This is a genomic window from Streptomyces sp. NPDC016851 (genome assembly GCF_055562795.1).
Window position 1 is genome coordinate 1 of sequence record NZ_JBVHEP010000018.1, and the last position, 12,791, is coordinate 12,791.

At 71.7% G+C, this 12,791-nt stretch carries 11 protein-coding genes; 4 read left to right on the forward strand and 7 right to left on the reverse strand.

Translation table 11 applies throughout. The features are described 5' to 3' along the window. Positions 1 to 194: 194 nt before the first annotated feature. Positions 195 to 1,220, reverse strand: a complete 1,026-nt coding sequence (locus ACZ3I3_RS26330; protein WP_467369016.1) for an esterase-like activity of phytase family protein — start codon at positions 1,218 to 1,220, stop codon at positions 195 to 197. 52 nt (positions 1,221 to 1,272) lie between these two features. Continuing rightward, positions 1,273 to 2,124, reverse strand: coding sequence for a serine hydrolase (locus ACZ3I3_RS26335; protein ID WP_467369017.1), 852 nt, complete (start codon positions 2,122 to 2,124; stop codon positions 1,273 to 1,275). A 335-nt stretch (positions 2,125 to 2,459) separates the two neighbouring features. Here ACZ3I3_RS26335 and ACZ3I3_RS26340 point away from each other — a divergent pair, with 335 nt between their 5' ends. Together ACZ3I3_RS26340 and ACZ3I3_RS26345 are read left to right on the forward strand one after the other, a co-directional pair. Continuing rightward, positions 2,460 to 3,089: a hypothetical protein gene (locus ACZ3I3_RS26340; RefSeq protein WP_467369019.1), complete on the forward strand. Its 630-nt coding sequence runs from the start codon at positions 2,460 to 2,462 to the stop codon at positions 3,087 to 3,089. A gap of 152 nt (positions 3,090 to 3,241) precedes the next feature. Then, complete coding sequence (locus ACZ3I3_RS26345; RefSeq protein ID WP_467369021.1) at positions 3,242 to 3,688, forward strand: ATP-binding protein; 447 nt, start codon at positions 3,242 to 3,244, stop codon at positions 3,686 to 3,688. 20 nt (positions 3,689 to 3,708) lie between these two features. On the opposite strand, the gene ACZ3I3_RS26350 is transcribed toward ACZ3I3_RS26345, so the two are convergent. Genes ACZ3I3_RS26350 through ACZ3I3_RS26360 form a run of 3 tightly spaced genes read right to left on the reverse strand, consistent with a single transcriptional unit; the run spans position 3,709 to position 7,897 of the window. After that, entirely contained in the window at positions 3,709 to 5,394 is a 1,686-nt protein-coding gene (locus ACZ3I3_RS26350; protein WP_467369022.1) for a thiamine pyrophosphate-binding protein, read from the reverse strand. Beyond that, on the reverse strand, positions 5,391 to 6,374 hold the full coding sequence (gene speB / locus ACZ3I3_RS26355; protein ID WP_467369024.1) for an agmatinase: 984 nt from the start codon (positions 6,372 to 6,374) through the stop codon (positions 5,391 to 5,393). The genes ACZ3I3_RS26350 and speB overlap by 4 nt, the downstream gene beginning before the upstream one ends. A gap of 56 nt (positions 6,375 to 6,430) precedes the next feature. Beyond that, positions 6,431 to 7,897: a sodium:solute symporter family protein gene (locus tag ACZ3I3_RS26360; protein WP_467369026.1), complete on the reverse strand. Its 1,467-nt coding sequence runs from the start codon at positions 7,895 to 7,897 to the stop codon at positions 6,431 to 6,433. Positions 7,898 to 8,025: 128 nt separating this feature from the next. Here ACZ3I3_RS26360 and ACZ3I3_RS26365 point away from each other — a divergent pair, with 128 nt between their 5' ends. After that, positions 8,026 to 9,711, forward strand: a complete 1,686-nt coding sequence (locus ACZ3I3_RS26365; protein WP_467369028.1) for a PucR family transcriptional regulator ligand-binding domain-containing protein — start codon at positions 8,026 to 8,028, stop codon at positions 9,709 to 9,711. Positions 9,712 to 9,804: 93 nt separating this feature from the next. After that, positions 9,805 to 10,593, forward strand: coding sequence for a phosphatase (locus tag ACZ3I3_RS26370; protein ID WP_150480993.1), 789 nt, complete (start codon positions 9,805 to 9,807; stop codon positions 10,591 to 10,593). On the opposite strand, the gene ACZ3I3_RS26375 is transcribed toward ACZ3I3_RS26370, so the two are convergent. Next, complete coding sequence (locus tag ACZ3I3_RS26375) at positions 10,586 to 11,476, reverse strand: acyl-CoA thioesterase (RefSeq protein ID WP_467369030.1); 891 nt, start codon at positions 11,474 to 11,476, stop codon at positions 10,586 to 10,588. The genes ACZ3I3_RS26370 and ACZ3I3_RS26375 overlap by 8 nt on opposite strands. 45 nt (positions 11,477 to 11,521) lie before the next feature. Next, positions 11,522 to 12,679 (reverse strand): acyl-CoA dehydrogenase family protein, encoded by a 1,158-nt coding sequence (locus ACZ3I3_RS26380; protein WP_467369032.1) that lies wholly within the window; start codon positions 12,677 to 12,679, stop codon positions 11,522 to 11,524. Between the last annotated feature and the right edge of the window lie 112 nt (positions 12,680 to 12,791).

Genomic DNA, 12,791 nt, shown 5'->3' on the forward strand with positions numbered 1-12,791 from the left:
GCTCCGCCCCGGACCCCGGCGGGGCTTCGCCCCTGCACCCCGGTGTTCGCCCACCCGCCGGCCCGAAGCGGTTGGGCAAGAGGTGCCCTCGCCTCGGGGCTCCGCCCCGGACCCCGGCTGGGGCTTCGCCCCCTGCGCCCCGCGCGTGCCCACCCGCCCGAGGTTCCGCCTTGGACGGGACGAGCGGCGTGCGGCTACGAGGTCAGTCTCACCCGCAGGGCGTAGAAGCGGGTCGTCTGGGTCTGGTTCTCGTTGTCGTCGCTGGCGAGGAGGACCTTCAGGGTGTTGTTCCTGCGGCCCGTGATCGTCATGGCCTCGATGTTGTCGAGGAGGGGGTTCGGCTGGGGTTGTTTGGCCGTGGCGCCGAGGGAGGGGCAGGTTGCCAGGTCGGTGAGGAGGGTCTTCTTGATCAGGCGGAAGTCTGGGTGGGCCGGCAGGGTGTCGATGCCGCTCGTGTCCGTCGCACCGCGCGGGTCGGCCAGGTAGAGGCGGACCGTGTTGCCCACGCCGGAGGTGAAGCCGCGTTCCAGGACCAGGAGGCGGCCGTCGGGGGTCGCCTGGACCTCGGGTACGCCCAGGCCGGGATCCGTGCGGTAGGCGTACTGGGCGGCGAGGGCGAAGTGGCCGTGCGGCGTCCTGCGCCAGGTCTGGAAGCGGACGGTCGTCGAGTCGTCGCCGGAGAGCGCGTACTCCATGGAGGCCAGCAGGGTGCGGCCGCCGGGGAGCAGGGTCTGGCCCTCGAAGGTGCCGTTGGGCCGGGCGCGGCCCGCGGGGCTCACCTGCAGGGCGTCCGGGACCGGGAGGCGGTCGAGGAGCCTGCCGGTGCGGGAGTAGCGGCGGATGGAGGGCTCCGTCTCGGAGGAGACGAGGTACGAGCCGTCGCTGTCCACGGCCAGGCCCTCGGAGTCGAGCGCGGTGCCCTGCTCGTCGGCGAGCGGGACCACGGACCGGGGCTTCAGCGTCCTCGCGTCCAGGCGGAAGAGGGACGAGCGGTCGGAGAGGGCGGCCAGGGAGCCGCCGCTGTCCATGGCGAGTGCCGAGAAGTTGCCGACGTAGGTGTTCTCGTACGTCGTCTTGTCGAGCGCGTCGGAGAAGCCGTCGATGGAGACGGCCGGCGAGCAGGCGTGCTGCGTGTGCGCCTGGGCGGGGCCGACGGCGGTCAGGCACGTGGCCGCCGCAAGGCCCGCGGTGAGCAGGGCGAGGTGGGTTCTCAGGGGCATGGCGTCACCGTAGGGCGGGCCGGTGACGCCGGGTAGGACGCGTGGTGAAGGGTCAGCTCGCGGCCAGGTCCTTGTGGATGACCTTGGCCACGGCCTGGATGGTCGCGATGCCGTAGTTCATGGTGCTGTTGCCGTGGGTGAGCACGGTCATCATGTAGTCGTGGCCGCCGCCCTTGAACGCGCCGACACTGTGCACCCGCCAGCCGTTCGTGGATCGTTGCAGCCAGCCGTTCTTCACGGCCACGGTGACGCCGGACGGCACTCCGTACGGCGTGCCCCAGCGCTGGGACGAGACGACCTGCCCCATCAACTTCAGGATGTAGGCGCGGGAGTTGTCGCTCAGGACCGTGTTCTTGGCCGTCAGGAGCTTCAGCAGCTTCTGCTCGTCGGTGACGGTGATCTGCGTCAGGCCCCAGTAGCCGTTCGCGCCGGGCTTGGTCTGGGTCATGCCGGCGGCGGCGAGGAAGCCCTTGATCTTCGTCATGCCGAGCTGCTTCCACAGGGTGGAGGTCGCGGCGTTGTCCGACTTGGTGATCATGGCCTTGGCGAGGGTGTTCTCGCGGTCGGTGAGATACCGGTTGTGCTTCTTCGCGTCCCACAGCAGCGTGGCGAGGACGGTGACCTTGACGACGCTGGCCGAGTCGTAGGCCGAACTCGCGCGCAGGGTGCACGTCGTGTTGGTGCTGCGGTCGTAGAGGCCGACGGCGACGGTGCCCTTGCGGGTGGCCAGCGCGGCGGTGATGTCCTTCTTCAGCTTGGCGGCCAGCCCGGCCTTGGCGGACGTACAGGTCACGGCAGGCGTGGCGGCGGCTGCGGGCGTGGCGGCGGCGACGAGCGGCACGAGCACACCCGTGCCCACGGCCACCGCCAGCACTCTCGCGCGGCGGGATATCCCAGAAGTCATGCATCCATGACTCATCGGTACGGGGGAAAGGTTGTGCGACTTGATGAAGACTTGTGCGAGTCGTTACCGGGGTGCCGTGCGGTTTCACAGGGTGGGCCCAATTTCGGCACATTCGGCGCAGTGGCCGCAAGTCGGGGTTGTTCGCCACGCCTCGACCCGGCGGTTCCGCTGACCCCTGCAGAAACTCTTGACGCCGCCTTTCCCGCCGGGATACTTGCGGTCGACAGCGCGCCAACTTCCCCACCGGTAAAGAGAGTTGGCTTCCGCTGTCCGAGATCCCGAACGTCGTACGAAGTTTCGCAAGCTTTCGACGGCCCCCCACAGGAGGATCCTCAATGAGCCCACGCAAGGCCCTCATAGCCGCCCTGACGGCCGCACTCCTGGCCGGCCCGGGCGCCGCCCAGGCCGCCACCACCCCTCAGACCACGTCCCAGGTCACCTCTGCAACCGCCCCCGCCCCCGCCCGCGAACGCGCCGCCGCGGCGACCATCACCTGGTCCCTCGTGCGGGCGAGCAACCCCACCGAGGACCAGCGCACCGCCTACGACGCCATCACCCGGGCCATGAACGCGGCGGTGGCCCGCTACAACAACCTCAGTGACCTGGGCAAGACCATCACCGTCCGCTACGAGCCGGGTGTCCCCACCGCCGACGGCAACATCAACGGGACCATCCGCTTCGGCAGCAACCGCAGCTACATGACCGAGCGGACGGCCCTGCACGAGATCGCCCACACCATCGGCGTGGGCACCAGCTCGGGATGGTCCCGCCTCGGCGGCAGCGGCACCTGGACCGGTGGGCAGGCGACCGCGCTGGTCAAGCAGTACGACGGCTCCGGCGCGAAGATCTCCACCGGCGGCGGCCACTTCTGGCCCTACGGCCTGAACTTCGAGAACGAGATGTCGAACACGGCGGCCGACCGCCACGTCCACCTCGTCGCCGCGATGGTCCGCGACGGCCTGTAGGCCTTGTTCGACCCGTGTTTGAGAAGTACCTGGCGTGTGGGGTGGGCCGGCCGGAAAGTCGCGGGCGGCCCACCGCATCGTGTCTGTCGAGGAGGGTGCCGGGTACCCGGTTCATTCACGTGTGTGGGGCCGAGGGAGAGGAGGTCGGGGCCGTGGCGGTGAAGGCGATGGGATGGGCGCACTCGTTCCCCATGTCCGAGGGAGTACGCGCCGGGCGGGAGTGGACACGCAGGCGTCTCGAATCCCTGCCCTGGGCCGCCGCGGAGCCGGACACGGTGGACTCCATCGTGCTGGCCGTGTCCGAACTGATCACCAACGCGCACATCCACGCGCACAGCGACGCGCACCTGGTCCTCACGTGGGACGGCGACTGCCTTCATGTGAGCGTCCACGACGAGGACCCGACGCTGCCGCGCCAGCGCGAAGCGGAGCCGGGGGATGTCTCAGGCCGCGGAGTGGCGATCGTGCAGAAGCTCGCCGATGAGTGGGGGATGCGGTGCCGGCGGAACGGCAAGACGGTGACGGCGTGCTTCCGCCCCACCGATGCCGATGCCGATGCCGATACCGGCAACGGCCGGCATGACGGCAGCGGCAGCTGAGTGGGGCGACCGGCCGGCGCTCAGTCCAGGTGCGTCGGTGCGAACATCCTCAGCACGGCCGGGAGCAGGACCACCGAGGGCCCCGGCGACGCGAGGTGCTTCGCGAGGTCCTGCTCCAGGTTCTCCGGGGTCGTACGGACTCCGGGGACGCCGAAGGACTCCGCCAGTGCCACGTAGTCCGGCCGGGTCAGCTCCGTCGCCGTCGCCTCGCCGAACGCGTCGGTCATGTACTCGCGCAGGATGCCGTAGCCGCCGTCGTCGACGATCAGCCAGGTGACGTTCAGGCCGTACTGGCGGGCCGTCGCCAGCTCGGCGATCGAGTACAGGGCGCCGCCGTCGCCGGAGACGGCGAGGACCGGCCGGGTCGGGTCGGCCACCGCCGCGCCGAGTGCCGCCGGGAAGGCGTAGCCGAGGCCGCCCGCGCCCTGGGCGGAGTGCATGTGGTTGGGACCCTTGGCGTCGAAGGCCGACCAGGCCCAGTACGCGAGGATCGTCATGTCCCAGAAGGACGGGGAGCCGGCGGGGAGGGCCCGGCGGACGGACGCCAACACCTCCTGCTCCAGGGTGAGTTCCTGGGCGGCGATGCGCTCGGCGACCTTCGCGAGAAGTGCGCGCACGCGCTCCGGCGCCGTCGGGTCCTCCCGCTCGGAGACCGTCTCCAGCAGTGCCTGCAGCGCGAGGCGGGCGTCCGCGTGGATGCCCAGGGCGGGGTGGTTGGACTCCAGCTTGCCGAGGTCGGCCTCGATCTGGATGACCCGGCCGCGCGGCTTGAAGGTGTGGTAGTTCGAGGAGAGTTCGCCCAGTCCCGAGCCGACGACGAGGAGGACGTCCGCGTCCTCCAGGAAGTCCGTGGTGTGGCGGTCCTCGATCCAGGACTGGAGCGACAGCGGATGCGTCCAGGGGAACGCGCCCTTGCCGCCGGGCGTCGTGGCGACCGGCGCCTGAAGCGTCTCGGCCAGCCGGCGCAGCTTCTTCGACGCGTCCGCCCGGATCACCCCGCCGCCCGCGATGATCGCCGGGCGGGCCGCCTTCGACAGCAGGTCGGCGGCCACGGCGGTCAGTTCGGGGCGCGGCGGCAGTTCCTCGGGGAAGGCGTCGCCGCCGGTCACCACCGGGATCACCGTCTCGGCGAGCAGCACGTCCTGCGGGATCTCCACCCACACCGGCCCGTGCGGGGCGCTCAGCGCCGACGTCCAGGCCGCCTCGATGGCGGACGGGATCTGCGACGGGGTGCGGACGGTGTGGACCGACTTCACCACGCCCCGGAACGAGGCCGCCTGGTCGGGCAGTTCGTGCAGATAGCCGTGACGGCCGCCGCCGAGCCCCGCCGTCGGGACCTGGCTGCTGATCGCCAGGACGGGGGCGCTGGCCGCCGCCGCCTCCTGGAGCGCCGCCAGCGAGGTCAGCGCTCCCGGCCCCGTCGACAGCAGCAGTGGCGCCGCCTCACCCGTGATCCGGCCGTACGCGTCCGCCGCGAACCCGGCGTTGTTCTCCACCCGCAGGCCGATGTACCTGAGATCGGAGCGGCGCAGCGCGTCGAACATGCCGAGGGCGTGCTGGCCGGGCAGGCCGAAGACGGTCGTGGCGCCCAGCCCGGCCAGCGTCTCCACGACCAGGTCTCCGCCGGTGCGGCCGGGGGGAGGGTTCAGGGCCGCCTCCGTCTGGGCGGGCGTCGGGCGGAGCACCAGGTCGTGGTCGTGAGTCACTGCGCTTCCGAGTCCTTCCGGGCCGCGGCGATCTGGCGCGACATGATCGTGGTCAGTTCGTACGCCGTGTGGGACGCGGCCACCGACGTGATCTCCGCGTGATCGTACGCGGGGGCCACCTCGACGACGTCCGCCGAGACCAGGTTGCAGGACGCCAGCCCGCGCAGGATCTCGAGCAGCTCGCGCGAGGTCATGCCGCCGGCCTCGGGCGTGCCCGTGCCGGGCGCGTGGGCCGGGTCGAGGCAGTCGATGTCGATGGAGATGTACAGCGGCCGGTCGCCGATGCGCTGGCGGAGCTGGTCGGCGACCTCGTCGGCGCCGCGCCGGTAGACGTCCGCCGAGGTGACGATGCCGAAGCCCATCTTCTCGTCGTCGGTCAGGTCCTGCTTGCCGTAGAGCGGGCCGCGCGTGCCCACGTGGGAGAGGGCGGAGGTGTCGAGGATGCCTTCCTCGACCGCGCGGCGGAACGGGGTGCCGTGCGTGTACTCGGCGCCGAAGTAGGTGTCCCAGGTGTCGAGGTGGGCGTCGAAGTGCAGCAGGGCCACCGGGCCGTGCTTCTTCGCCACCGAGCGCAGGAGCGGCAGCGCGATGGTGTGGTCGCCGCCGAGGGTCATCAGGCGGGCGCCCGTGCCGAGCAGGTCGTCCGCGGCGGCCTCGACGGTCTCGACGGCCTCGTTGATGTTGAACGGGTTCGCGGCGATGTCCCCGCCGTCCGCGACCTGGGCGAGGGCGAACGGGGAGGCGTCCTGCGCCGGGTTGTACGGGCGCAGCAGCCGCGACGCCTCACGGATCGCGTTGCCGCCGAAGCGGGCACCCGGCCGGTACGAGACGCCCGAGTCGAACGGCACGCCCACCACGGCGACATCGGCCCGTCCGCCGACCTCGTCGAGCCGGGGCAGCCGGGCGAAGGTCGCGGGGCCCGCGTACCGCGGAACGCGGGAGGAATCGACGGGCCCGCGGGGAGTCTCGTTGCTGCTCATGGAGAAATGCCTTCTTTCCTACGCTTCATCGCGTATGTACTGCTTGCCCTATGACTTTACTGGGAAGCCGGGACCGGTTCGGACGGGAGTTCGGGGGAGTGCCCGGCGAGCCGCTCGCGCCAGGCGGCCAGGACGGCGGCGTCGGTCGCGGGGGTGGCCAAGGAGACGATCACGTACGCGGCGAGCGAGGCGAGCAGGCCGTAGTACACGGGCTCGTTGGCGAGGATGCCGTGCGTCGCCATCAGCACGATGACCGCGACTCCGCCGACCGCGACGGAGGCCAGGGCGCCGTACACCGTGCCCCGCTTCCACACCAGCCCGCCGAGGATCGGCACGAGCAGTCCGCCGACGAGGAGGTTGTAGGCGACGGTCAGCGCCTGCACGACGTCGTCGATCGCGATGGCCGTGGCGATCACCGCGACGCCCATGAGCAGGATGAAGGCCCGGTTGCCCTTGACCTCGTCGTGGTCGTCGGTCGGCGCGCCCTTGCCGATGCCCCGCAGCCGGGACCAGATGTCGTTGTTGGCGACGGTGGCGCAGGCGATCAGCGCGCCGGAGGACGTGGACATCACGGCGGCCAGGGCGGCGGCCAGCACCAGTCCCCGGACTCCGACGGGCAGTTCCTCCTTCACGATGGTCGCGAAGGCGTCGTCCGCGCTGCCGAGGTTCGGGTACAGCACCTTGGCCGCCGTACCGATGACGGCACCGGCGAGGGCGTACGCGAGGCAGTAGGTGCCGGCGACGGTCCCGCCCCACTTGGCGGTCCGGTCGCTGCGGGCGGTGAACACGCGCTGCCAGATGTCCTGCCCGATGAGCATGCCGAAGGTGTAGATCAGCACGTAGGTGAAGATCGTCTCGCCGCCGATGCCGAGCGGGTCGAAGTAGTTGGTGGGCAGCTGGGCCTTCATCTCGCCGAACCCGCCCGCCTTCACGACGGCGATCGGCAGCAGCAGGAGCAGCACGCCGATGGTCTTCACGACGAACTGCACCATGTCCGTCAGGGTGATCGACCACATCCCGCCGAGGGTGGAGTACGCGACGACGATCGAGCCGCCGAGGACGATCGCGAGCGAGCGGTTCATGTCGAACAGGACGTCGAAGATCGTGGCGTAGGCGATGGTCGAGGTCACCGCGAGCATGAGGGTGTACGCCCACATGACGACCCCGGAGATGATGCCGGCCCGGCCGCCTCCGTAGCGCAGGTCGAGCATCTCGGAGACGGTGTACACCTTCAGCCGGGCGATGCGGGCGGAGAAGAAGACGGAGAGGGCGAGCAGGCCGAGGCCGATGGTGAAGACCATCCAGGCGCCGGACAGGCCGTACTGGTAGCCGAGGCCCACACCGCCGATGGTGGAGGCGCCGCCGAGGACGATCGCCGCCATGGTGCCGGAGTACATGGCCGGGCCGAGGCGGCGGCCGGCGACCAGGAACTCGCTCTTGGAGCGGGCGCGGCGCATGCCCCACCAGCCCATGGCGAGCATTCCGGCCAGGTAGACGACGATCACGAGGTAGTCGACGGCCATGGGGCCTCCTTCGCACACGCTCGCTCGTGGGGACGAGGTTGACGAGGACTGACCCTAGGTGGCCGGAAAGCGACTGCGAAGTGTACGTTTCATCCACTGGAGCGGTGCTGGCTGGAGGAAACGCACACATGCCGGATTCGACGGTTCCCCCCACGCCCCCCGTTGCGCTGTCCGCTCTCCTGGCCCGCGAGGACCTGGCCCTGCGCCGGATCGCCGGCCCGGACGACCCCGGCACCGCCGTCCACTGGGTGCACACCTCCGAGATGGCCGACCCGTATCCGTATCTACTGGGCGGGGAACTGCTGCTCACGGCCGGCGTGCACATCCCTGAGGCGGCGGGGTCGGGCACGTACTTCGACGACTACGTGGCCCGGATCGTGGCGGCGGGCGGCGCGGCCCTCGGCTTCGGGGTGGCGCCGGTGCACGACACGGTGCCGAGGGCGCTGGTCGCGGCGTGCGAGAGATACGGCCTGCCGCTGCTGGAGGTGCCGCCGCAGACCACCTTCTCGGGCGTGGCCCGCGCGGTCTGGCAGCTGATGGCCCAGGCCCGCCTGGCCGAACTCCGCCGTGTCACGGAGGCCCAGCAGAGCCTCGCCTCGGCAGCCTCCCGCCCCGACCCGGTCCCGTCGGTCCTCCGGCAGCTCGCCCAGCGGCTGGGGGGCTGGGCGGTGCTGTACGGGCCGGAGGGGGCGGAGATCGCGGGGGCGGGCCGGGAGCCCGGGGGCGAGGCGCGCGCGGTGCTGGCGCGGCTGGCGGAGGTCGTACGGCCGGACCGTCCGGCGCCTCCGGCAGGTGCGGCATCGCCGACCGGCTCCGCATCACGCGCGCACTCGACCGGGCCGCGGTCGGGTGCGTCGGAGGCGGCACCCTCCCGCTCGGCCCTCCCGACGGGGCCCCGGTCGGGTGAGCCCGCGGCGGCACGCTCCCGCTCGGCCCACCGGCCCGGCTCGGTCTCGCCTGCCGGCCCTCAGCCACCCACCGAGCCCAGCCGCCCCGCACCCACCTCCGCCACCGACACCACCGCCGGTCTCCACCTCGCCGCCTACGCCCTCGGTGCCGGGCGGCGCGGTTTCGTGCTCGGGGTGGCCGCCCCGGGACGCGCCCCGGGGGACCACACCATCGCCTCCGTCGCCGCCGTGCTGCTGGCCCTCCTCACCGGGGAGCAGCAGAGCGGCACCGGTGCCGCCCGCTCCTCCGCGCTGGTGCGGCTGCTGCTGGGGGCCGCGCCCGAGGACGTCGCGCCGCTGCTCGGCGACGGGCGGCGCTGGGTCGTCGTGCACGCCCGTCCCGACGGGGAGGGCGTCCCCGACGCCGTCGCGGCCTCCGCGCTGGGTGCCGCGCTCGGGTCCGCCCTGGTCGACCCGGCGGGCGACGTCGTCCGGGTCCTGGTCCCGGCCGGCCGGGCACCGGAGCCGCTGCCCGGCTGGACCCTGGGCGTCAGCGCCGACGTCACCCCGGAGGACTGGCCCACCGCCGACACCCAGGCGGCCCGCGCCCTGGCCCGGGCCCGCGCCACCCGCGCCCCGCTGCTCCGGCACGGCCCGCGCCCCGCCCTCGCCGACCTGGTGCCGCCCGGCGAGGCGGCGGCCCACGCCCGCACCCTGCTCGCGCCCGTCACGGCCCACCCCGCGCTCCCCGAGACCCTGCGCACCTGGCTCTCCCTGCACGGCAGTTGGGACCGCACGGCCGTCGCCCTGTCCGTGCACCGCAACACCGTGCGGCAGCGCATCGCCCGCTGCGCGGCCCTGCTGGAGGCGGACCTCGACGACCCGGACATCCGCATGGAACTCTGGTTCGCGCTGCGGCACATCTGAGTAGGTGAGCGGGGTCCCGCTGAGTACGTGACGCACATCCCAGCGTGCGATACGCCAGGGCCGCCCCCAGTCGGCTGCTCCACAATGGTTGTCATGCCGATACCCGGGACACCCAGCCGCGCCGAACTCGTCGACCACCTCGTCAGGACGCGCATCGCGGGCGATGTCGCCACCCCCCGCGAGAACAACCTCTCCCACTACCGCAAGCTGGCGAACGCCGACCGTCACTACTGGTTCGGCCTGGAACTCGGCGACCGCTGGAGCGACGAGCAGGACGTCCTCGCGGTGATGGCGGAACGGGTCGGCGTGAACGACGACCCCGAGTACCGGTACGGCCAGGACACCATCGACCCGGAGCTGACCGTCGCCGGCCTGGAACGGCTCGCCGGCCGGCTGCGCAAGGCGGCGGACGGGCAGCAGCGGGTCCTGTTCGCCACCGGCCACCCCGGCGGCCTGCTCGACGTGCACCGCGCGACCGCGGCGGCCCTGCGCGCGGCCGGCTGCGAGATCGTGGTCATCCCCGAGGGGCTGACGACGGAGGAGGGCTACGTCATGCAGTTCGCGGACGTGGCGGTGCTGGAGCACGGCGCCACCCTGTGGCACACGCACTCGGGCGAGCCGATGAAGGCCATCCTGACCGCCATGGAGCGCGAGGGCCGCCCGCTGCCCGACCTGGTCGTCGCCGACCACGGCTGGGCGGGCTACGCGGGACAGCACGGCGTGGACTCCGTGGGCTACGCCGACTCCAACGACCCGGCCCTCTTCCTCGCCGAGGCCGAGGGCACCGTACAGGTGACGGTGCCCCTCGACGACCACGTGGTCAGCCCCCGCCACTACGACCCGATGACGGCGTACCTGCTGGCGGAGGCGGGCCTCAGCTAGTGCCCGTGGTGCCCGGCTCGCGCGGGACGCGGACCACGCCCTCCTGGATCACCGTGATGGCCAGCCGCCCGTCCTGCGTGTAGATCCGGGCCTGCCCCAGTCCCCGGCCGCCGTACGCGGACGGGGACTCCTGGTCGTAGAGCAGCCACTCATCGGCGCGGAACGGCCGGTGGAACCACATCGCGTGGTCGAGGGAGGCCCCGACGACGTCCCCGACGGCCCAGCCGCCCCGCCCGTGGGCGAGCAGCACGGAGTCGAGGAGGGTCATGTCGGAGACGTAGGTGGCGAGGACGACGTGCAGCAGCGGGTCGTCGGCCAGCTTGCCGTTGGTCCGGAACCACACCTGGGAGTGCGGCTCGCGAGGCTCGCCGAACTTCCCGTACGGCGGCTCGTCGGCGTAGCGCAGATCGACGGCGGCCCGGGCCTCCAGGAACTTCTCCACGACCGCCGGGTCGAGATGGCCGTATCCGCGCAGCCGCTCCTCACCGGTGGGCAGCGTGGCGGGATCGGGCGCGTCCGGCATGCGCTCCTGGTGGTCCAGCCCGTCCTCGTACACCTGGAAGGACGCCGAGAGATGGAAGATCGGCTTGCCGTGCTGGACGGCGACGACCCGGCGGGTGGTGAAGGAGCGGCCGTCGCGGATCCGGTCGACGGTGTAGACGATGGGCGCGCCGGGATCGCCGGGGCGCAGGAAGTACGCGTGGAGGGAGTGCGCGGGCCGGTCCTCGGGGACCGTGCGCCCGGCGGCGACGAGCGCCTGGGCGGCGACCTGCCCGCCGAAGACCCGGGGGACGACGGCGGACCGGGACCGGCCACGGAAGATGTCCTCCTCGATCTGCTCCAGGTCGAGCAGATCGAGGAGGTCCTGTAGTGCCTGACTCATGGGGTAGTTGTACCGGCCAGTGATCGCGTACCGGTGTCGGGGGCCTTACAGGCCCATGTCCTTGGCGATGATCGACTTCATGATCTCGCTGGTGCCGCCGTAGATGCGGTTGACGCGGTTGTCCGCGTACAGGCGGGCGATCGGGTACTCGTTCATGTAGCCGTAGCCGCCGTGCAGCTGGAGGCAGCGGTCGATGACGCGGTGGGCGACCTCGGTGCAGAACAGCTTCGCGGAGGCGGCCTCGGCGGGCGTGAGCTCACCGGCGTCGAGGGCCTCGGTCGCGCGGTCGGCGACGGCCTCGGCCGCGTCCACCTCGGCCTGGCAGGCGGCCAGCTCGAACTTGGTGTTCTGGAAGTGGGCGACGGGCTTGCCGAAGACCGTGCGCTCCTGCACGTACTGCTTGGCGAACCGGACGGCGGCCTTGGCCTGTGCGTAGGCGCCGAAGGCGATGCCCCAGCGCTCGGAGGCCAGGTTGTGGCCGAGGTAGTAGAAGCCCTTGTTCTCCTCGCCGAGGAGGTCCTCGACGGGCACCTTGACGTCGACGAACGCCAGCTCGGCGGTGTCGGAGGTCTTCAGGCCGAGCTTGTCGAGCTTGCGGCCGACCGAGTAGCCCTCGGACTTGGTGTCGACGGCGAAGAGGGAGATGCCGTGGCGGCGGTCCTCGGCGGTCGGGGCGGCGGTCCGGGCGCAGACGATCACACGGTCGGCGTGCACACCGCCGGTGATGAAGGTCTTGGCGCCGTTGAGGACGTAGTGCGTGCCGTCCTCGCTCAGCTTGGCGGTGGACTTCATGCCCGCGAGGTCGGAACCGGTGCCCGGCTCCGTCATCGCGATGGCCCACATCTCCTCGCCGGAGACGAACTTCGGCAGGAACCGCTTCTTCTGCTCGTCGGTGGCGAGCATCTTGATGTAGGGCAGGGCGAGCAGCACGTGCACGCCGGAGCCGCCGAACTGGACACCGGCGCGAGCGGTCTCCTCGTAGAGCACGGCCTCGAACTTGTGGCTCTCCATGCCCGCGCCGCCGAACTCCTCGGGCACGTTGATGCCGAAGATGCCCAGCTCACCGAGCTTGTAGTAGAAGTCGCGCGGCGCCTGACCCGCCGCGAACCACTCGTCGTACACCGGTACGACCTCGGCCTCGATGAAGGCGCGGATGGTCTCCCGGAACGCCTCGTGATCCTCGTTGAACACCGTACGGCGCACGCCGCCACCTCCAGGGACCTAGCTGTCTAAGCGCTTGCTCAGACAAAGATACCGGCGAGTATCAACGACCGTCCAGGGTGGGGGCGGGGTAACGCTCGTCACGCCACGGGAT